The 21,420-nt window shown below is 52.7% G+C and carries 17 protein-coding genes; 6 read left to right on the top strand and 11 right to left on the bottom strand.

Annotated features, from left to right (window positions below; translation table 11 throughout):
• Position 1: 1 nt before the first annotated feature.
• Entirely contained in the window at positions 2-712 is a 711-nt protein-coding gene (locus tag TREPR_RS00195; protein WP_015706244.1) for a P-II family nitrogen regulator, read from the bottom strand.
• On the bottom strand, positions 699-2,246 hold the full coding sequence (locus TREPR_RS00190; protein WP_015706243.1) for a DUF1538 domain-containing protein: 1,548 nt from the start codon (positions 2,244-2,246) through the stop codon (positions 699-701). Before TREPR_RS00190 ends, TREPR_RS00195 begins: the two co-directional genes overlap by 14 nt.
• A 166-nt stretch (positions 2,247-2,412) precedes the next feature.
• Between TREPR_RS00190 and TREPR_RS00185 the strand changes: the two genes are divergently transcribed.
• From TREPR_RS00185 to TREPR_RS00160, 6 genes are all read left to right on the top strand, one after another.
• The gene (locus TREPR_RS00185) at positions 2,413-4,443 is read left to right on the top strand and encodes a 4-alpha-glucanotransferase (RefSeq protein WP_015706242.1); all 2,031 of its coding nucleotides are present in this window, start codon (positions 2,413-2,415) and stop codon (positions 4,441-4,443) included.
• A 12-nt stretch (positions 4,444-4,455) separates the two neighbouring features.
• Entirely contained in the window at positions 4,456-8,340 is a 3,885-nt protein-coding gene (locus tag TREPR_RS00180; RefSeq protein ID WP_015706241.1) for an alpha-amylase family protein, read from the top strand.
• Between the two features lie 78 nt (positions 8,341-8,418).
• On the top strand, positions 8,419-9,711 hold the full coding sequence (locus TREPR_RS00175) for an HDIG domain-containing metalloprotein (protein ID WP_015706240.1): 1,293 nt from the start codon (positions 8,419-8,421) through the stop codon (positions 9,709-9,711).
• 100 nt (positions 9,712-9,811) lie between these two features.
• Positions 9,812-10,678, top strand: coding sequence for a 4Fe-4S binding protein (locus TREPR_RS00170; RefSeq protein ID WP_015706239.1), 867 nt, complete (start codon positions 9,812-9,814; stop codon positions 10,676-10,678).
• A complete protein-coding gene (locus TREPR_RS00165; protein WP_015706238.1) occupies positions 10,675-10,929 on the top strand; it encodes a sulfurtransferase TusA family protein in 255 nt (84 codons plus the stop codon). Before TREPR_RS00170 ends, TREPR_RS00165 begins: the two co-directional genes overlap by 4 nt.
• 10 nt (positions 10,930-10,939) lie before the next feature.
• Positions 10,940-11,788: a HesA/MoeB/ThiF family protein gene (locus tag TREPR_RS00160; protein ID WP_015706237.1), complete on the top strand. Its 849-nt coding sequence runs from the start codon at positions 10,940-10,942 to the stop codon at positions 11,786-11,788.
• Positions 11,789-11,807: 19 nt separating this feature from the next.
• Here the strand turns inward: TREPR_RS00160 and TREPR_RS00155 are convergent, their stop codons facing one another.
• From TREPR_RS00155 to cysT, 9 genes are all read right to left on the bottom strand, one after another.
• Positions 11,808-13,166 carry a nitrogenase component 1 gene (locus TREPR_RS00155; protein ID WP_015706236.1) on the bottom strand — a complete coding sequence of 453 codons (1,359 nt, stop codon included), beginning with the start codon at positions 13,164-13,166 and terminating at the stop codon, positions 11,808-11,810.
• Positions 13,167-13,168: 2 nt separating this feature from the next.
• Positions 13,169-14,578, bottom strand: a complete 1,410-nt coding sequence (locus tag TREPR_RS00150) for a nitrogenase component 1 (RefSeq protein ID WP_041610942.1) — start codon at positions 14,576-14,578, stop codon at positions 13,169-13,171.
• Positions 14,579-14,587: 9 nt separating this feature from the next.
• Complete coding sequence (locus TREPR_RS00145) at positions 14,588-15,466, bottom strand: nucleotide-binding protein (protein ID WP_015706234.1); 879 nt, start codon at positions 15,464-15,466, stop codon at positions 14,588-14,590.
• 206 nt (positions 15,467-15,672) lie between these two features.
• Positions 15,673-17,058, bottom strand: coding sequence for a sulfate adenylyltransferase subunit 1 (locus tag TREPR_RS00140; RefSeq protein ID WP_015706233.1), 1,386 nt, complete (start codon positions 17,056-17,058; stop codon positions 15,673-15,675).
• Positions 17,058-17,954 (bottom strand): sulfate adenylyltransferase subunit CysD, encoded by an 897-nt coding sequence (gene cysD, locus TREPR_RS00135; RefSeq protein WP_015706232.1) that lies wholly within the window; start codon positions 17,952-17,954, stop codon positions 17,058-17,060. The genes TREPR_RS00140 and cysD overlap by 1 nt, the downstream gene beginning before the upstream one ends.
• Positions 17,951-18,661, bottom strand: coding sequence for a phosphoadenylyl-sulfate reductase (locus TREPR_RS00130; RefSeq protein ID WP_015706231.1), 711 nt, complete (start codon positions 18,659-18,661; stop codon positions 17,951-17,953). The genes cysD and TREPR_RS00130 overlap by 4 nt, the downstream gene beginning before the upstream one ends.
• Positions 18,651-19,718, bottom strand: a complete 1,068-nt coding sequence (locus TREPR_RS00125) for a sulfate/molybdate ABC transporter ATP-binding protein (protein ID WP_015706230.1) — start codon at positions 19,716-19,718, stop codon at positions 18,651-18,653. The genes TREPR_RS00130 and TREPR_RS00125 overlap by 11 nt, the downstream gene beginning before the upstream one ends.
• An 11-nt stretch (positions 19,719-19,729) precedes the next feature.
• Positions 19,730-20,575: a sulfate ABC transporter permease subunit CysW gene (cysW, locus tag TREPR_RS00120; protein ID WP_015706229.1), complete on the bottom strand. Its 846-nt coding sequence runs from the start codon at positions 20,573-20,575 to the stop codon at positions 19,730-19,732.
• Positions 20,572-21,417 carry a sulfate ABC transporter permease subunit CysT gene (gene cysT / locus TREPR_RS00115; protein WP_015706228.1) on the bottom strand — a complete coding sequence of 282 codons (846 nt, stop codon included), beginning with the start codon at positions 21,415-21,417 and terminating at the stop codon, positions 20,572-20,574. The genes cysW and cysT overlap by 4 nt, the downstream gene beginning before the upstream one ends.
• Positions 21,418-21,420 lie beyond the last annotated feature (3 nt).

Here is a 21,420-nt window from a genome sequence, read left to right as displayed (position 1 = left end):
ATTACTTCAAATCCAACCCGGCCACTCCGTCCACGGGCAGGGAAAAGATGATCCCCCCCGCCTTGGTGTTTATACCGAAGGCCTGGCTTACAGCCTGCATGATAAGCGCCTTCTTCTCCCGGGTTGCCAGGATAGTGATGATTTCTTTTTCGTCCTGGACAGAAATACCGAAAAATTTTACCGGCCCCTGGTGAGCGATACCCCGGGCATTGATCACGGTTCCCCCGGTAGCCCCCGCCTCACGGGCAACGGTCATAAATTCATCGCTGTATCCCTGGTTCACCACTGATACTATCAAATCAAATTTGGTTTCGGTGCTCACTTTTTCTACTTCCTTCTCAATTGAAATATTAAAATTTTTCTCTATGCTGGTCTTAAACACCTGTAATATGGGCTGGTTGATCCCCGAAAGGGGGAGGGTAAAGGCAATCCCCGCGCCGGGGTTATGGAGGCCCAGTTTCTTGGCAACCTCCTTTAAAAGCACCGGCACCCCTATGTCCTGCTCCAGACAGATGATCACCGCTTTTTCGGTACTCCCTATGCCCAGAATATCCAGAATATCCGAACGGGCGGTACCCCGGCCTTTACTGATAAAGTGAAACCGGACCTTTTCCTGTTCAAAAATATCCGTAACCACCTGGGCTTTCGTCCAGTCAACAATAAAGATCACGCATTTTAACAGGGGTATTTTTATTCCATCACTGTTTGTCATCAGAGGAATCCTCCACTCGGTATTCAACAATTTCTCCGGCGCCGGTGGTATCCATAACCTGTTCCTCGGCGAGTTTCGTCGCAGTCTTGATCTTATGACCATAGAGCAGCCCCATGATCTGTATAACAATAAGGGGGGTCATGGCAACCATGGCTACAATACCGAAAGCGTCGGTCATCAGGTTGCCCCCAACACCCTGGCAGACCCCCATGGCCAGGGGCAGCAGGAAGGTGGAGGTCATGGGCCCGGAGCAAACGCCCCCTGAGTCAAAGGCAATGCCGGTAAATATTCTGGGAACAAAAAAGGTCAGGATCAGCGCAAAGGCATAGCCGGGGATCAGTATCCACATGATGGGTATACCCAGCAGAATACGAACCATGGTGATCGCCAGGGCAGCGGCCATGCCGATGGAAAGCCCCCGCTTCATGGCCTTCTGGGGAATGGTGCCTCGGGAAATTTCCTCGACCTGTTTATTCAACACATGAACCGCCGGCTCCGCAGCCACGATAAAGTAACCGATCAAAATGCCTAGAGGAACCAGTATCCACTTATAAGGGGAAGCTCCTAGTTGTTCTCCCAGGAAATGCCCTACAGGGATAAAGCCCACATTGACCCCGGTTAAAAAAACTACCAGGCCAATAAAGGTATACAGGAAACCTATGAAAATACGGCCCAGCTGATGTTTTTGGTAACGTCTGGAAACGACCTGGAAGATGATAAAGAACACCACAATTGCCGCCAGGGCCAGAAACACATCCTTGGTATACTCGGGGAATTCAATGGCAAAATGTTCAATCACATCCCGGGTAGTTTCAACCGAAGGAATGGCAAAAGCCCCCACCTCCGCCCCGGTGGGTTTAAAAAACATCCCCAAAATAAGGACCGCCAATATAGGGCCGATACTGCACAGGGCGACCAGGCCGAAACTGTCATCCTGGGAGTCCTTGTCGGACCGGATGGAAGCGACGCCGACTCCCATGGCCAGGATAAAGGGCACCGTAATAGGGCCGGTGGTAACGCCCCCGGAATCGAAGGCCACGGGGATGAAATTAACCGGGGTAAAAAGCGTAACCCCAAACACCACACCGTAAAAAATCAGAAGCAATATGGAAAGCCGTATCTTAAAGAGGATACGGAGTATTGCCAGAGACAGGAACAGACCTACCCCAAGGGCGATGGTTAAAATCAGCGTAACCGGAGGAACCGAAGGCACCTGGGCAGCCAAAACCTGGAGGTCCGGCTCGGCAATGGTGATAATGACCCCCATAAAAAAACTGATAACCAGGGTCAACACCAACTTTGTGGTTTTGGTGAGCTGTATCCCGATGCCTTCCCCCATGGGCATCATGGCCATATCCGCCCCCAGGGTGAAAAACCCCATCCCCACAATAAGCAGGGCGGCGCCGACGATGAACATCAGGATAGTACCCGTAGGCATGGGTACCAATACCACGCTTGCCACAAGAACTATCACGGAAATTGGAAGCACCGATGTATAGGCTTCCCGAATTTTTTCTTTAAGTATTTTGTTCATAATACGGCTCTGGTAACAGGCTACCCCAATTCCGATGGTTTAACCAGTAGTCCCTTTAAATCTCGGCGATACCCCGCTTAGACCCTTTCATTTTACGTATTTATGGGTAATACTATATTTATATTTAAAATTGAAACGAAAGTACGTTATTCTCTGGAGGACAAATATGGCTAAAACGCAGAAAGAACAGAATGCCGCCGGAATTTCCACCGAACGCCTGATTGGCGTGGCTGTCCCGGTGGGGGCCCTCCGGGGAGAACAGAGTATTGGGGTGGGGGAATTCCCGGATCTGGTGGAATTCGCCGAGCTTTGCATAACCATGGGGGTGGAGCTGATCCAGATCCTGCCGGTAAACGATACGGGGTACGAAAGCTCCCCCTACGGCTCATTGACCGCCTTTGCCCTGAATCCCCTCTACCTGAGAATCGGGGATCTGGGAGAAGCCGCCGGCTTTACGGACAAACTTATCGCCCTGAAAAAACAGTTCGACGGGGAAACCCGGTTCCCTTACTACAAGATTCTCCGGGCAAAAATTGATCTGCTCAGAGAAATATTTGCAGCTAACGAAAAAGATATTACTGCCAAGGCTAAGTCCGGGGGCTCCCTGGCCACCTGGATTGATAAAAATCCCTGGGTAAAGGAATATGCGGTGTACCGCCGGCTCAAGGAAATTAACGGGGAAAAGAGCTGGAAGGAATGGAAAACCCACCGGACCGTTAACCCTGAGGATATCCAGGTGCTCTGGAAGGACCAGAAGCAGCAAAAAGAACACCTGTTCTGGGCCTGGCTCCAGGAAGCCCTGGACACCCAGTTCAGCAAGGCCGCCAAGGCCCTGAACAAGATGGGGATACTCCTGGAAGGGGACCTGCCCATTCTGATGAACGAGGATTCCTGCGATGTCTGGGCCCACCCTGAGTATTTTTACCCGGAACTTTCCGCCGGGGCCCCCCCGGATATGTACAATTCCGAAGGCCAGAACTGGGGCTTCCCTACCTACAACTGGCAGGCCCAAGCCAAGGACGATTACGCCTGGTGGCGGCAGCGCCTGAGTATCGCGGAAAAGTACTACAACGCCTACCGCATTGACCATGTACTGGGCTTTTTCCGCATCTGGTCCTCCCTGCGGGAAAACAATTACGATAATGCAATTCTGGGCCGCTATGTGCCCTATTCGCCGATCACGAAAAAGGACCTGGATGAGCTTCACTTTGACGAAGGCCGGATACGCTGGATTTCCCAGCCCCATGTGCCCACCAGTGAAGTCTGGGGCGCTCTGAACGAAATACAGGACACAGGCGCCGCTGCCAAGGAAGCGGAAAAAATCTTTTCCCAGGTTTTGGACCGTATCGGCAATGAGGAGCTCTGGCTTTTCAAGAAATCCATCAAAGGGGAACAGGACATAACTGCCCTGGGTCTCCACCCGGCGCCGACCGCCTATCTCCGCAAAGCCTGGCGGAACCGGCTTTTCCTGGAATACGAAAAGGGCAAGTTCTTCCCGGTCTGGCTTTACCGGGAATCCCGGGCTTACCAGTCTTTTTCCGGGGATGAACGAAACGCCCTGGATGCGCTGCTGGCAAAGCGGCTGGAGGAATCTGAAAAGACCTGGGAAACCCAGGGGAAAAAGCTTCTCTCCATTCTGGTTGAAAGTTCCAAGATGCTGCCCTGCGCGGAGGATCTGGGGGCGGTCCCGGACTGCGTTCCCAAGGTCTTGGCAAAGCTGAAGATACTGGGGCTCCGGGTTATCCGCTGGCACCGGGAATGGGACAAGCCGGGTCAGCCCTATTACGCCTTTGAGGATTATCCTGAGCTGAGCGTATGCACCCCCTCGGTCCACGACAGCTCCACCCTGCGGGAATGGTGGGACAAGGAAGCGGACCAGGGGCAATTCAGCGCATTCCTGGGGGTTCCCTCCCTGCCCAAGGTCTATAATCCCGGAACAGCCAAAACCATCCTGAGCCATGCGGCGGCGGCGGCCTCCCGGTTCCGGGTCTTCCAGATCCAGGACCTGCTCCACCTTTCCACCAAATGGTACGCCGAGGATCCCGCGTCTGAACGGATCAACGTGCCCGGCTTTGTCAACGAATTTAACTGGACCTACCGTCTTCCGGCGGCCATTAAGGAGATACGGAAAGACGAGGCTCTTATCAAATCAATACAGGAGTTGGCCGCAGTTACGCCGAAAAAAAAGAGCAGATAGGGGAAATAAACAGTGAAAAAATTTGCCATACAATTTCCGGCAGCGCAGGGAACTCTCCGATTGAAGTCGGCGTTGCAATCTGCGACTGAAGGCTGGGCGGACAAACGCCGAGCCACCATGGAATTTCATATACGCCAGGATGTCCGGCTTGAGCATGGGCTGGAAACAGCGCTCTTCTCCCTGCGGGGGAATGTTGTCCTTGCAGATTTTCAGCAGGTCCGGAAACTTACCAACCAATTCAACGCCAAAGTTGATGGCGCTGCCCACCCTGAAAGCATTATCAAAGCAAGCCAGCTTAATGCCATGGGGCTTATCGACGAAATACTGCATTACATGGTGGCCCTCTACCGTCAGGAGATCCAGCGGGATATCTTTGAAACCGCCCTGGAACGGCTGAACAATTCCCTGGGAGAGGACAAAACCGCCCAGCTTCTGGAATCCTTCGGCGCCCAATTCCCGCCCCAGAAAGTCTATACTCAGGAACAGACGGTAACCGAATACCTTGAGAGTTCCGACGAGGGAGAAAGCTGCAAATCCCTGGCTCTGGAAGAACTAATGCTCCTGGCCCTGGCAAACCTCAACCCCGCCTTTAAACCCTTTGTCTTCCTCTTTGATGATAAGGACCTGGAAACCGCAACTGTTTATAATGAAGCGATTTCAGAACTGCGGACCTATTTGGCGGAACTGCCCCCCTTTGGCCCGGACGGCATGAACCTCTGGGACCTGCTCCGGGCGCCGGCCCTGGCCTCTGATACCCTGAGCGGCCAGCTTGATTATATGCGAAGCCGCTGGGGGCTCCTGTTAAGCAAATTTATAGCCCGGCTTCTTCTGGGCCTGGATGTTATTAAAGAAGAAGAAAAGCCCTCATTTTTCGGCCCCGGCCCAACCCAGGTCTATACCTACGATGGCCTGGATGAGTACGAGCGCTTCAGCCCGGACCAGGAATGGATGCCCCGGACGGTACTTATGGCAAAAAGCACCCTGGTCTGGCTCTTCCAGCTTTCAAAAAAATACGCCCACCCCATAGAACGGCTGGACCAAATCCCCGATGAAGAACTGGACGAACTGGCCCGCCGTGGTTTTACCGGGCTTTGGCTCATCGGCCTCTGGGAACGGAGCAATGCCTCCAAAACCATCAAGCAGTGGACCGGCAACCCCGAAGCTGCAGCCAGCGCCTACAGTCTCCACGACTACGACATAGCCGGGGAACTGGGGGGCTGGGGGGCTCTGACCAATCTCCGGGAACGCTGTTTCAAGCGGGGCATACGGCTTGGTTCGGACATGGTCCCCAACCACACGGGCATCGACTCCCGGTGGGTCATGGAACACCCGGACCGTTTCCTGCAACTGAGCTATCCCCCCTTCCCGACCTATACCTTTAACGGCGGCAATCTTTCTAACCGGGACGGGATTACTGTTCAGATTGAAGACCATTACTACAACCGCAGTGATGCTGCGGTAGTTTTTAAGCGTATCGATCACCATACCGGGGATGTGCGCTACATCTACCACGGCAATGACGGCACCTCCATGCCCTGGAACGATACCGCACAGATAGACTTTCTGAACCCCGAAGCGCGGGAAGCGGTGATCCGTACCATCATCGGAGTCTGCCAGCAATTCTCCATCGTGCGTTTCGACGCGGCCATGACCCTGGCCAAGCGGCACATACAGCGGCTTTGGTACCCCGAGCCGGGCCACGGCGGGGACATTGCCAGCCGTTCTGAACACGCCATCGATTCTGCGGAATTCAACCGCCGCATTCCCAACGAATTCTGGCGGGAAGTAGTGGACCGCTGCGCCGCAGAGGCGCCCCACACCCTGCTTCTGGCAGAGGCGTTCTGGATGATGGAGAGCTACTTTGTACGTACCTTGGGTATGCACCGGGTGTACAATTCAGCCTTCATGAACATGCTCAAAAACGAAGAAAACGCCAAATACCGGGCCACCATCAAGAACACCCTGGAATTTGACCCGGAAATACTCAAACGCTTCGTCAACTTTATGAACAACCCTGACGAGGACACGGCGGTTGCCCAGTTCGGCAAGGGGGACAAGTACTTCGGCATTGCCACACTTTTAGTAACCATGCCGGGGCTCCCCATGTTCGGCCACGGCCAAGTTGAGGGCTACGAGGAAAAGTACGGCATGGAATACCGCCGGGCCTACCGGGACGAACAGCCGGACCGCCATCTGGTAGACCGCCACGAACACGAAATTTTCCCCCTGATGAAAAAGCGGCACATCTATTCCGGCAGCGTCGATTTTTGTCTCTACGATCTCTTCACCCCCCAGAAATCGGTAAACGAAAACGTTTTTGCCTACTCGAACCGCGCCGGGGATGACCGGAGCCTGGTACTCTACAACAACGCCTACTCCGAAGCCTCAGGCTGGATCCACCGGGGCGCAGTGGCTATCCCCCAGAAAGACGGCAGTTCCCGTCAGGACAGCCTCTCCCAGGCTCTGGGGTTCCACGGGACGGACAAATTCTTCGCCCTGCTCAAGGAACAGCGGCAGGATCTCTGGTATATCCGTTCCTCCAAGGAAATTGCCGAACGGGGCCTCTTCGTTTCTCTGCGGGGTTACGAGGCCCAGGTCTTTATCGATATTCAAGAGGTAGAGGACGATAGCAGGGGCCGCTTTGCCCGGCTGCACGCGGAACTTAACGGCCGGGGCGTCAAGGATGTTCAAGCCGCGATTCAGGATACTTACCTGGGAGAGCTTTACTACCGATTTACGGAACTCTTTAAGCAGGACATTATCGATAACCTGCTCAGTATTATTACCAAAGGTCCTGCGCAAAGCGCGGCGTCGGGTAAAGCCTCTGGGGCTAAGTCTGCAAAAAAGACGACCCAGGCTACGACAGATAAATCAATATCTGTACCGATCAGAGACGATGCCCGGTCCGCAGAAAAACTGACCCAAGCTACAGTGGCTCAATCAGCGTCTGCTCCAGCCGGAAACGGCGCTGGGTCCGCAGAGGAACTTTTCGCGGCCCTGAAGACCCCTGCCTTGAACTTTATCGCCGCCGCAGAGAAATTCCTGGACGGTGCCGAAGGCCAGTACGATCCCTTCACCGTCCAGTGGTCATACCCCCGGGTCCCGCATGAACAAATCCGGAAGGGACTCACCGCCTATTTTGAGCGCCTGATAGCGCTGATAGACTATGGACACGCCGCAGGGAAAAAAGGCGCTAAACCTGCGGACCGCTTTCTGCAGGAACAGGGCGCCAAAATTATTGCCAAGCCGAGTATCGCTATTTACGCTACCGCCTATGGGGCACTCACCTTGTTGCGGGATATACTCGGTGCCGGCGCTTCCGGGGCGGAGGCCAGAGCGCTGGCCGAACACTGGAGCCTGGACCGGAAACTGCGGGAATGTTTTACCGGCCTCGGCATAGCTGGGGATGAAGCTGGACGGGTTACGGAAATCATGAAGGCTGTACTTGCCCGAACCAGCCCGGTCATTGAGACACCGACCCCAAAGGCCGCCGCCCAGTCCCTGTCTCCCGCAGAAACACTAATCCTGAAAAATTATCACGCCGAAGACTTCCGCAAACTTCTGGGGGTGAACCTTTTCGAGGACGTAGTATGGTTCAACAAGGAAGCCTTTGAGGAAGCGCTTTTCTACGCACCCCTGTTCATAGCACTGGATAGCGCCGCCGCCCTGGAAGGGGTCCCTCGTCCGCCGAAAAAGACCGCATCTAAAGTGAAGGACACCGCGAAGCTTCCAGCGTCGGCTTTAACCGGCGATGACTGGCTTAACCGGGTTGCAAAGATTGGAGCAATCACCGAGGCAATCGCCACAGCGGAGGCAAAATCCGGGTACCGGCTTGATGGGCTTCTGGAAGCCTTAGGACCCCAGGCCCTGCCAGAAAAGCCTAAAAGAAAAAAATAATCGGGCTGGTATAATCTTATACTCATTCGGGAAATAACAGCCGGTTTTACAACGGTAGCTAATGTGCTAAACTGACTCATGGACCATTCAGCGATCTTCGGGCCCCTTGTTTCCGCCGGTCATTCGGTGAGCCTCTGCGGGTTCAGCGCCCTGGATTGCTACATGGGGTTTACCCCCCTGCCCTTTACCCGGGTAGATACCAATGCCGACATTCCCGCCCTGGCCCGGCTCCTGGAGGGTCTCCGCTTTCCAGGCACGGATATTGCCGATGGGGCAGTAGATGCTGGTGAGCATAGTTACTATTTTCGCTGTATTGATCCCGAGGACTTTTTCCATAATTCAAATCCAAGTTCCCCTTCCTATACCCTGTTGTCTTTCTACCAGAACTGGAACACCAAACGTTTCCGGGACCCCCTTGATATGTACCCCCTGATCCGGGCGCTTCGTTTTACCGGAGACCCCCGGAAAATTCCTGGCAGCAAAAAAGATCCCCTACGCCTCGATCCCGGTAATCAGAAAGAATTCGCCCTACCGACCAGTGAGTACCTATCCTGGCAATCCGGCCTCAACCCCAGGGCGGACCATTTCCAGGCGCTCATGGATGCAGCCCTTATCCTGGCCCGCTACGATGAACCCGGCGATTCCATCATCGGGCGCAACACCCAGCCGCTTAAAGAAATCCTGCGGTCCCTGGATACCCTTTCTCCGGGACTCCCCCCAAAATCCGAAGCCCAGCGGCTCCTCCTGATGGGCATCCTGGTATCCCCCAACCCCGGCAGAGGGCTGGAACTCCTAAAAGCCGCCGGGTTCATCCGCGAATTCTGGCCGGAACTAGATCTACTGGACGATGTGGATCACTCTAAGGAATTCCACCCCGAGGGCAACGTTTGGAAACACACCCTGGAAACCTTACGATACCGGAAAACCACAACACATAACCGGGCCGCCTACGATTTTCGGCTTTCCCTGGGGCTCCTGCTCCACGATGTGGGTAAACCCCTGTCGGCATCTTCCGGAAGCCGCCGTTTCAACGGCCATGCCGAACTAGGCGCCCAAGCAGCACGAAAATTTCTGGAACGCATGGAATTCAAATCTTCCCTTATTGAAGATATTTATTATCTGGTAAAGAACCATATGCTCCCTGCGGCTCTTCCACGGCTTCCCTTGATCCGTACCCAGGAAATCCTGGAATCCCCCCTGTTTCCCACCCTGCTGGAACTCTACCGTTGTGACGAGTCATCATCCTTCAAAGGATTGGACGGGTACTATGAAAGCAGCGCTGCCTATCAGAGCTACCTGCGTAACCGCCGCAACCCCTACCGGTCTGCGGATGGAAAAAAACTCGGGAAACAAGGTACCCGGAAATACTAGCTATGTTTGGCGCCGACGGCGGTCAATGGGTCTTGTTAAAAACTCACAGAATCGATAACATAGAAAACCCATATGCTTTATAGAAAAGTAGGAGGCAACAATGGCGGAAGTTGATTACGCCACCCTAAAGAAGGGTGGTTTCATGCGGCAAATCCAGACGGATCAGTTTTCCATGCGTCTAAAAGTAATAGGTGGCCAGCTCAAAGCGGAGCATCTGCAAAAGATCAGCGAGGTCGCAAAAAAATACGGCAAAGGCTATATTCACCTGACCAGCCGCCAGGGGGTGGAGATTCCCTTCATCTCCCTCAAGGATATTGAGGAGGTGAAGAAGGAACTTTCCTCTGCAGGGGTCAGCATCGGCGTCTGCGGGCCCCGGGTGCGGACCGTCACCGCCTGCCAGGGCTCGACAATCTGCCCTTCCGGCGCCATTGAAACCAGCGCCCTGGCGGAAGAATTGGACACCCGGTATTTTGGCCGGGAGCTGCCCCACAAGTTCAAAATAGGCATCACGGGCTGTAAGAACAACTGCCTCAAGGCGGAGGAAAACGATCTGGGTATCAAGGGGGGCATCTCCCCTGAATGGAACAAGCAGGATTGTACCTACTGCGGGGTCTGCGAAGCGGTATGCCCGGTAAATGCGGTAAAGGTTGATAAGGATAAATCGGAGCTCAGCTTTACTGAGTCCGCCTGTGTCTACTGCGGTAAATGCGTTAAGAGCTGCCCCTCCAGCGCATGGCAGGGAAAAAACGGCTACTTCCTCTCATTCGGAGGAATGTTCGGCAATGAAATAAAAGAGGGCCTCCACCTCCTGCCCCTGCTTTTTGACAAGGAAAAGGTCTTTAAAGCCGTGGACGCCACGGTCAAATTCTACCAGAACAACGGCAAAGGCGGGGAACGTCTGGGCCGAACCCTTATCCGGGTGGGATCTGGGGGCTTAAAAAAAGAAGTTGAGGAGGCAGTACAATGAGCGATGCCCTGCAAATTGACGCCCGGGTAGACATCACTACCGTGGTATGCCCAGTGACCTTTGTTAAAACCAAGGTAGCACTGGAAGAGCTGGAGGACGGCCAGGTACTGGAAGTCCGGCTCAACGACGGAGAACCCATTCAAAACGTACCCCGAAGCCTCAAGGACGAAGGACATAAGGTAACCAATGTTACTAAAACTGAGGACGGAACCTGGCTTCTCACCGTAGTCAAGGGCGGGCTGTCCTCTTAAAGGAGCAATCATGGCTTTTTCAGATGAACAACTGGAGCGGTATTCCCGCCACATCATTTTAAAGGAAGTCGGCGTCAAGGGACAAAAAAAGATCATGGGAGGCAAGGTCCTGATCATCGGTGCCGGCGGCCTGGGGGCGCCCGCCGCAATGTACCTGGCCGCAGCCGGGGTGGGAACCATTGGCATCGCCGATGCCGACTCGGTGGATCTTTCCAACCTTCAGCGGCAGATCATCCATTCAACCCCGGATGTGGGGAAACACAAGGTCATCTCTGCGAAGGAAACCATGAACGCCATGAACCCCGACGTAGAAGTGGTGACCTACCGGGAATGGATCAACTCCACCAATATTGTCGACATTATCAAAGACCGGGACTACGATTTTATCATCGACGGGACCGACAACTTCCCGATAAAGTTCCTGATCAACGACGCCTGCGTCATGCAGGGCAAACCCTTCTCCCATGCGGGGATCATACGCTTCCAGGGCCAGCTTATGACCTACATCCCCGGCAAAGGCCCCTGCTACCGCTGTGTGTTCAAAGAGCCGCCCCCGGCTGATGCGGTACCCACCTGCCGTGAAGCGGGGGTCATCGGCGTCATGGGCGGGGTCATCGGAACCCTCCAGGCCACAGAAGCGTTGAAGTATCTCATGGGCATGGAGGGCCTTCTTAACGGCTACCTTTTAACCTACAACGCTATGACCATGGAGTTTCGCAAGATCAAGCTTGCCCCAAATCATGATTGCCAGGTCTGTGGTGAGCATCCCAGCATCACTACACTGATCGATTACGAACAGGCGGTGTGCAGCCTGAAAGACTATCATAACGAGAAAGAAGCAGAAGTTAGTATTTCTTAAACAGGGGCGAAAACGGCTATTAAGATAAAGGCTCTTGGAAAACGTCCAGGCTTTTTAAAAAACGCCGTTTTTCCTCCCGCTGTTCTGCATTGTTCCGCAAGACTGCGCTTGCATAGTCTTCCAGAAGAAAATACGCGCCCGTGATCCCCGCGTAGGTCTTGTGGAGCAGAACCTGGTTTCCATTAGGGGTCGAAATGGTAAGGTGGGGAATTTTGAGGCGCTTCGCAGCATCCTCTTCCAGAGCACTTCCCAGGACCATCTCCACATCCGCATCACTCAGGATCTGATCAATTTCCGCGCTGTCATCGGTCTTAAAAACTTCTCCGGCCAATCCCTCAGGAACCGGAGGCCGGGCTTCTTCCTTACCGTGGGTATATACATCGGTTAGTACTGCTGTATGAATCACCGTGCCCAGGGAATGTTCCAAAAAGGGGCTTATTCGTTTTACGGTACTGATGTCCCCCACCAGGGCTGTGTTTTTCTGCAGGGTTTCTCCAAAATAGACATCGGTCAGGGATTTTAGGTAATAGCGGTATTGTTCTTCTTCCTGTCCCAGAAAAGCAGTGGTTCTCGTCTCGTCAATTTTAATCACCGATGAAAGCTGTTTATAAAATGCCGCTGTTCCTTCGATTCCCAAGGGCAGACTTTCAAAAAACGTATAGGGAATGCCGTATTGTTCTTTCAACTGTTCTGCAGCGGCAAGCCCCCAATGGGAAAACACCAGGCTATGCTCCGCCAGGGCGCTCCGTTCCAGTTCTGCTACGCCGTCCCGGGGCCCAAAAAAAGTGTTGGCCGTCAATCCCGCAGTTTCCAGGAGTCGTTTTATCTCCCGGATATCCCCTTTATAAAAGATATCCGCCTTAGGCAGTATACCTAAGACATTAACCAAACCAGGTATTTTTTCCGAGCTAAATTTTCTCACCGAGGGCAGCTGCTGTATAATGACGCGCATAATATTAGCATAACCCCAGTGGCTGCCTCCCTTAAATCCTGCGGAAAAATAAAAAATAACCGGCAGAGCAATATCGGTAGCTTCCTTGGTCATGGCCGCCAGATCATCCCCCACCATGGCAGCTTCACAGCTTCCCAGGATGATATACAATGATCCGTCAATTACCTTAGCCGCATTTTTGAGTTCTTCCCGCAGACGGGATGCCCCGCCGAAAACGATTTGCTTTTCAATAACCTCAGTAGAGGGTATCTCCGGCCCATAAACACTCCCGCCAGCCAGATGGCCAGCCCGGTCCGCCAAATAATGCTGATACACACAGCCGGCGTTGGCATGTACCACCGCCGCTACGCCGGAAAGTTCTTCCAGGGTTTGCAGGGCGCCGTGCAGATCGCACCCATGACGGGAATTCTTCAGTACTTCATGCATGGCTACTTTACCTCAAATTTGACATACCAGTTTCCGCTTCGCTTGAGCCATGATTCAGAATAGGGTGCCCCCAATTTCTGGCCCAGCAAAGAAACATAGTTATTATTCGTCCCCAGCTTCAAAGCCCGCTTTACCACTTCGCCGATCCCCCGATACCCATAATAGGTAATCCCATCAAGGGGAAGAGGAATTGCGCCAAACCGGGCTGCCGCAGCCGCAGTTTCGGATCGCCCTATATAAAAATCCGCCGGATATCTATTCAGAACATTGGCAATTTCAAACTGCTGCCCCTGGGCCACTATAAAAGGTACGGTTCTGGGCAGTATCGAAAGGTCTTTTAATTTACCCGCATTCTGAATATCCAAATGAGGGATTACAATGCCGGATATTTCTCCCCCCAATTCTTCAATCAATGAGGAAAAACTCACGACTCGGTGCAAATCCGCCTCCAGTAGAATCTTTTTACCTGCGAATGGTTTCTTACTGCGTCGGCCGCTGATCTTCTGTTCCTCGTCTTTTATCAGCGTCTCCGCCTGTGCATTCCGGTCAAAGTGGGCGGCAATTTTTTTAATAAAATCATAAACCCCTGCGGTGCCTATAGGCGGATTTGTTTTTACCACAGGAACCCCATACTGTTCTTCAAGCCCGGTCATTATATATTCATTTTCCGCATCGTCCAGAGAAACACTGCAAAGGGCCCCGGAAGCACGGCGTATCCCATTAAGGCCGGAAAACCGGGGTACAATGTTGCAGGGAATATCAAGAACCTGAAGCAGTTCTACGATTGCGGCCACGTTATCAGGACTTTCCGATACAGTAAAAAGATTGAGAAAGGGCTTGACCGGATTTTGCTTTGGTTCCACCAGATGTTTCAGGAACCCATGAAAAATCACATCATACCCGGAAAGGGCATTTTTTGTTTTAAAGCCGTTTACATCTATATAAATAATTTTACATCCAAGTTCGTCGCTCAGCTCAATGACCACCGAATCCACATCATCATTATTGATTGCTATGATGGGGGTTCCGATGATAAAAATTGCTTCAGGATGATTTTCATTATAAGCCCGCAGAATAGCAGCCCGCAGTTTTTCGTCACCCCCAAGAATAGTATCGCTTTCATTCAGGTTGGTGGTATACCAGGAGCGATTTTCGCCCGAATTAAACCATACCCCCGATGCGGCGCATCCCAAAGCGCCATGGATAATCACCACCGCATCATGAATGCCGCTTACCGCCTGCAGGGCGTATATTATTTCACCCGGGGAGCTCTGGGTTAAGGTACGGACCCGGGACTGAAGTTCTTTCCCCGAACTATCTTCCAAGATGGACGCCAGGGTCCCGTGATAATGACTGATCGCGCCGTTTCGTTTCTCTCTAGTCAGCGCTTTTCTGCTTTCAAGTAATGCCATTGGTTTTTCTTAAATTGCTTCCCTGCTGCCTACAACTATCCCTTCCTCTAGTTTAAAGACCTTGTCGCCCCAGTCCTTTGCCCAGGAACGCAGCTCTGTGGTCGCCAAGGGGTTGGGTACCATCAAATCCTCATTTTCCGCTACAGTCTTTGCCAGAGCGCGGTACAGTTTTGCATGTTCCGATTCAGGACTTGCCTCAATTACCGTTTTTCCGTAGAGCTCGCTCTGGGAAACAACCAGAGACCGGGGAATATAGCCCGTCACTTTTGTACCGGTCTTTTGGGCAAAATCGTCGATGATGCTTTGGGAATATCCCGCCGAAAGGCCATTGCCGATGATGCCCCCCAGCTTTGCTCCCCCTGAAGGGGCATATTTGCTGATGGCCTTAAAAAGATTATTTGCAGCATAGATGGCCATAAAATCCGAGGAACTGACCACATAGGCCCGGTCGGTGATCCCGTCCCGGATGGGTACGGCAAAGCCTCCGCATACCACGTCCCCCAGCACATCGTAGAGCACATAATCAGGCTTGAATTCGTCAAAAAGATGCAGTTCCTGCAGCAAAGTTACTGCGGCATTGATCCCCCGACCCGCGCAGCCAACACCCGGCACCGGCCCGCCGGATTCGATGCACAGCACCCCTCCAAATCCGGCCCTGGAAATATCATCCAGGTGGACCTTTCCGCCATCCCGCATACTGTCCAGCACGGTGGGCAGATATTCATTCCCCCGTAGGACATTAGTGGAATCGCTTTTCGGGTCACAGCCTATCTGTATTACCTTAAATCCCGCCTCGGCCAGGGAGGCGCTGATATTGGAGGTAGTGGTCGATTTCCCGATACCGCCTTTGCCGTAAATGGCAATGTGTTTTCCTTTCTGATTACCCATGGTTTTGATCTCCAATTTTCACTCAGTATATTATTATTTATAGGTTATTACTAGGGTTCACGGCTAAAACACCGCTATTTCCGTTTCAATCCCAATAATATCCAACAAAACTATTTTCAAACCGCTTCCCCGCGGTATATTTCAATTTTCCCGCTTCATTAATCCGGATTCCCTGTTCCAACCGATAAAGGTCAAATTCAACAGCATCATTCGAACCTATGGGGAAAATACTTCTTCAGCAGCGCAAAAAGCTCTTCCTCAAACCCCCCGCCGGTGTTGACCCCCTCAAAGCTGTTCAAGCTCTGCCAGGTCTTTTTGGCATCCAGGTTTTCCAGCACTATGCCCCCGCCGGCGGCGTCATAGCCGTCCACGATAACAAAGCGCCCCAAAACGGGGTTGTCAAAAAAAGCGGAAACCGCCATGGGACGGGAAAGGCTCAGGATCACGCTGCCGCAGTCGTTACGGCGGAGTTCGCTGTACTCTTCCCGCTCGCCTTCGCCAAGGAAACTTTCTATCTTTTCAAGCCGGACTTCCGCCCGGGCGCTTCCCAATTTTAACAGATAGGACTTATTGAAACTAAAGGGCCGGACGCCAAGCCAAATTACATTGGCCCGAATCCGTTCGGCGGTCTGCACCGGGGCTTTCTCGGCGGATTTGACCATCACCTCCCCCCGCTTCACGTAGATTTCCTCTTCCAGGGTAAAGCCTGATGCTTCAGCGGTAATGGCCCTGGTCTTAGAAGGCGCGTTCCAAACCTCAATGTTTTTAATATGCGCTTCCTTGCGGGAAGGCAGAAAGGTTACGGACTCCCCCACGCTGATTTCCCCACTTACAATGGTGCCGGCGTAGATCCGCCGTTCATCATTGTCATTGCTGAACCGGTATACATCCTGAACCGGCATGGCAAAAAAGGAATCCTCGTTGGAGGGGAGATTACGAAAACTATCGAGGATCTCCAGAACCGTTTTTCCAGTATACCAGGGCATCTCCGACGCAGCTTCGGTAATGTTCTTGCCCTCCCGTGCGCTCACCGGCACAAAGGCCAGGGGCTTTACCTTAAGGGTTTCCAGGTAGGCCACATATTCTTTTTTAATATCCTCAAATACCTGCCGATCATAGTTCAAGGCGTCGAGCTTATTCACCACTACCAGGACCTGGGATATCCCCAGGAGGGAGAGGAGGAGGCCGTGACGTTTGGAATTTTCCGCCACCCCTTCAACGGCGTCGATTACCAGCACCGCCGCCACTGCCCGGGACGCACCGCTCAGCATGTTCCGCAAAAATTCGATATGCCCCGGAGCGTCGATGATAATATACTCCCGGACCTTGCTCTTAAAAAATATACGGGCGCTGTCGATGGTAATGCCCTGTTTCTGTTCATCCTCCAGGGCGTCCAGGAGAAAGGCGTATTCAAAAACCCGGCCGTTTTTTTTACAGGAATCTTTCACGGCTTGTAATTTACCCTCCGGCAGGGACTGGGTATCCGCCAGAAGCCGGCCTACCAGGGTGCTCTTGCCGTGGTCCACATGACCGGTAATAACGATGTCCATCCGCTCCCGGTTGGCAGCTTCCACCGTCGTTGTTATAGCCATCACATATACCCCTCTTTCCGCAGGGTTTCCAGGGTACCGCCCCCGTCTATATCCTGGGCCCGGCCGGACCGTTCAGCGATATTACGGAATTTGCCACTGATAAGTTCCTCAATAATTTCCCCGGGGTTCCGGGCATCGGAATCCACCGGGCTGGTGCAGGGGTAACAGCCCAGGGAACGGTAGCGTTTGCCTTCACCCTGGTTATAATAAATAGAAATGGTGGGTATCTTTTCCCGCTCAATGTATTCCCAAATATTAAGCTCGGTCCAGTCCAGCAGGGGGTGGACCCTCACATGGGTCTTGGGGGCGAACTCGGTTTTGTAAAGATTCCACAATTCAGGAGGCTGGGCACTGGCGTCCCACTCGCTCTTTTCGTCCCTGGCGGAAAAAACCCGCTCCTTGGAACGGCTCCCCTCTTCATCACTCCGTACCCCCACGATCACCGCGTTGTAGGGTTCGGCGGTCTCAAACTCTTCCCATACATCCCGGTTAGGATCGTAGACCCGCCGGGCGCCAACGCCGTCCAGGGTTTGCCTGAGGGGTATGGTTTTGAGTTCCTTGCAACAGGATATCCGGTCCAGGCCATCCACAAAGGTCCGCTTTTCCGCCAGGGCTTTTTTGTTCTGCCCCACCACAAGCCGCAGCTTCAGTTCCTTTGCCAACCGGTCCCGGTAGGCTATCATTTCGGGGATCTTATAATTAGTATCGATGTGGATCAGTTCAAAGGGGATATGGCCGAAGAAGGCTTTTTTGGCGAGCCATAACAGCACCGTACTATCCTTGCCAATGGACCAGAGCATACCGATGTTCTTGAATGATTTATAGGCTTCCCGGATAATAAAAATACTTTGGGATTCCAGCCTGTCCAGTTTTGTCAATCCGGTTTCTTCACTCACCCTGTTTTCCTTCTATTATGCAAGCCGCATTCCTTGTGGTCCGGGTTTTCCCACCACCATCTGCCGGCCCGTATATCCTCCCCTTCCTTCACCGCCCGGGTGCAGGGAGCGCAGCCTATACTTTTAAAACCCTCACTATACAGGGGGTTAAGAGGTATCTGATGTTCTTTAATATAGGCAGCCAGGTCATCGTCGCTCCAGGCGGCCAGGGGGTTTATTTTGATAAGCCCGTTCTGTTCATCGTATTCTAAAACCTGAAGGCCCGTCCGGGTAACCGACTGGGCAGCCCGAAGGCCCGTGATCCAGGCACTCTTGCCCGCCAGGACTTTGCCCAGGACATCCACCTTTCTTACCTTGCAGCAGAGGTGCCGTTTTTCCAGGCTCCCCCGCATGCCCCATTCATCACCAAGCTCTTCTTCCAGTTTTTTGACTTCACCCCCATCGGGGCGGTACTTTTTAATGGGAACTTTAAAAAACCGTTCCACCTCTTCGTGGTACGCGAGGGTCTCGGGGAATAGTTTTTCTGTGTCCAGGGTAAAAACTTCCAGAGTCCGGCCCGATCCTTCTAAGCCCCCGGAAGCGAATTCCGGAAAGGACTGTAATACCAGGTGCAATACAGCGGCGTCCTCCGCCTGATGGCTGAACGCAAGGGCCATGGGGCCACTGATCTTATCCAATATAGAGGCCAGTATCCGGTTAGATGGCATAGTCGCTCCAAACTTCATCCTTTGAGTATATTTTAGCCCCGGAAAAAATGATATACACCCTATCCCTGTTTTCTTCTTTTATAAGGTTCCACTGTTTCTTTTCAATATCTGCTTCGATTTCTTTATCCCCCACCAGAGTTTTTAGGTTCACCCGTACCCTGCCCCCCAGAATTCTATGGGTAAGAATTTGCGCTTCAATGCCCCGCCCATCCCCGTTCGTAAGGCTGATGGCAACATCCTGAGGCCGGACAAAGAATGAAACATCCGCATCCTGGGGATCGTCTTCCCGGTGTTCCAGGTTAAGAACCCCCTTGTCCAGCCGGGCGTGAAAGAGATTTACATTACCCAGGAATCCATATACAAAGGGATTCGCCGGATGATCATACACGTCTTCAGGGGACCCGACCTGTTCAACCTTTCCCTTATTCAGAATAACAATATTATCCGAAACCTCCAAAGCCTCTTCCTGGTCATGGGTCACAAACACGCTGGTAATGTGGATTTCGTCGTGGAGGAACCGGAGCCAGCGCCGCAGTTCCTGCCGCACCTTGGCGTCCAGGGCGCCGAAGGGTTCGTCCAAAAGCAGTACCCGGGGCTCAATGGCCAAGGCCCGGGCCAGGGCAACCCGCTGTTTCTGGCCGCCGCTTAACTCGGAAGGCAGCCTGTTCGCCAGGGACTCCAGTTGAACCAGGGAAAGCAGCTTAAAGACCTTATCGCGAATCTCCGCCTTAGAGGGCCGCAGCTTCCGGGGGCGAATCCGCAGACCGAAGGCAATATTCTCAAAAACGCTCATGTGTTTAAACAGGGCGTAGTGCTGAAAGACGAAGCCCACCTTCCGATCCTTGGTCTGCTTGTTGGTGGAATCCTCGCCGAATAGACTGATGGTTCCCGCATCGGGAGTTTCAAGCCCGGCGATGATCCGCAGTAACGTTGTCTTCCCCGAGCCCGAGGGCCCCAGAAGGGCGGTAATCTCCCCGGTGGGAATAGAAAGGTTGACGTTTTCCAGAGCAGTAAAGTCCCCGAATTTTTTATGTATCCCCGCGATTTCTATACTCATAAGGCGCTTCCTTAAACTTCAGCGGATTTCCGCTGCTCCGCAATAAAATGTTCAATGATAGTTTTGGCAATAAGTGTTACCAGGGCAAGGAGGGTTAAGAGGGAGGCCACCGCGAAGGCCGCCCGGAACAGATACTCTCCGTAGAGGATATCAATGTATAGCGGCATGGTGGTAGTTACCCCCCGGATAAGCCCGGAGACCACCGCCACTGCGCCGAATTCACCCATGGCCCGGGCGTTGGTCAGGACCACCCCGTACAGGAGCCCCCACTTAATATTGGGCAGGGTAATCCTGAAAAAGGTTTGCAGGCCGTTTGCACCCAAGGTCATGGCCGCCTCCTCATCATCCTTGCCCATCTCCTGCATCAGGGGAATCAGTTCCCGGGCCACAAAGGGGAAGGTGACAAAGGCGGTGGCAATAAAAATACCCGGAACAGCGAAAACAATTTTTACATGATGGGCCATAAGCCAGTGTCCGAACCAGCCAAAGGAACCAAAGAGAAAAATAAAAAGCAGCCCCGCAATAACCGGAGAAATGGCAAAGGGTACTTCAATAAGGGTAATAAGAATATTTTTACCCCTGAAATCAAATTTAGTGATAGCCCAGGCAAGCAAAATGCCAAAGAATGTATTGAGGGGAACGCAGACCAAGGCGGTAACCAGGGTGAGCCGTATGGCGGCAAAAATATCCTTGTTGCCCAGAGCCTTAAAATAGGCGCCCACCCCGGAGTCAAAGGCCTGGGAGAAGATGGTTATGAGGGGTATAAAAATAAATACCGCCATAAAAATCAGGGAAATAGCTATTAAAACCGGTTTAATCCAGCGGGGCTCCTTGTTGAGCCGATGATAGGCGCTCAATTAATTTTCCTCCTCCGGGCAAAACTCTGCAGAAGGTTGATTAAAAGCAAAAGTACAAAGGCGCAAACAAGCATGGTTACACCGATGGCGCTGGCGCCCCGGTAATCAAACTGTAACAGTTTCTTTACTATCAACAATGGTACGATTTCCGTTTCGTAGGGCATGTTGCTGGAAATGAATATGATGGAACCGTACTCTCCCAGGCCCCGGGCAAAGGCCAGGGCAAAGCCCGTAAGCAGGGCGGGAAAAATAGCGGGAAAAAGTACCCTAAAAAAAATCTGGTAGAAATTCGCCCCCAGGCTGCTGGCGGCTTCTTCCAGCTCCTTGTCCAGTTCCTGGATAACCGGCTGCACGGTCCGTACCACAAAGGGTAGCCCGATAAAGATCAAGGCTATTACTATCCCTGCTTTTGAATAGGCAATCTCTATGCCGAACTTATGCAGAAAGACCCCCAGGATTCCGTTTTTGGAAAACAGGGTGGCCAGGGAAATACCTGCCACTGCGGTTGGTATGGCAAAGGGCAGATCGATCAGGGCATCCAGAACCCGCTTGCCAAAAAAATTATACCTGGTCAAAACCCAGGCCAGGATGAGGCCGAAGAAAAAATTAAAAACCGCCGCATAGAAAGTTGATGAAAATGAAATTTTAAAAGCCGTAACAACCCGTTCATCCGAGATGAGGGCCCAGAATTCCTTAATCGGCAGCTTAGCGGAATACAAGATGAGGGCGCTCAAGGGAATAAAGATAAGGATGGTCATATAGAGCATGGACAAACCCAGGGTTAATCCAAAACCCGGGAGCTTGGCCCTGTTCTTTTTCGGTCCGAATATCCTTATTCCCATACT

This window comes from Treponema primitia ZAS-2 (assembly GCF_000214375.1).
GTDB lineage: Bacteria > Spirochaetota > Spirochaetia > Treponematales > Breznakiellaceae > Termitinema > Termitinema primitia.
This window is presented reverse-complemented; position numbering and strand designations above follow the sequence as displayed.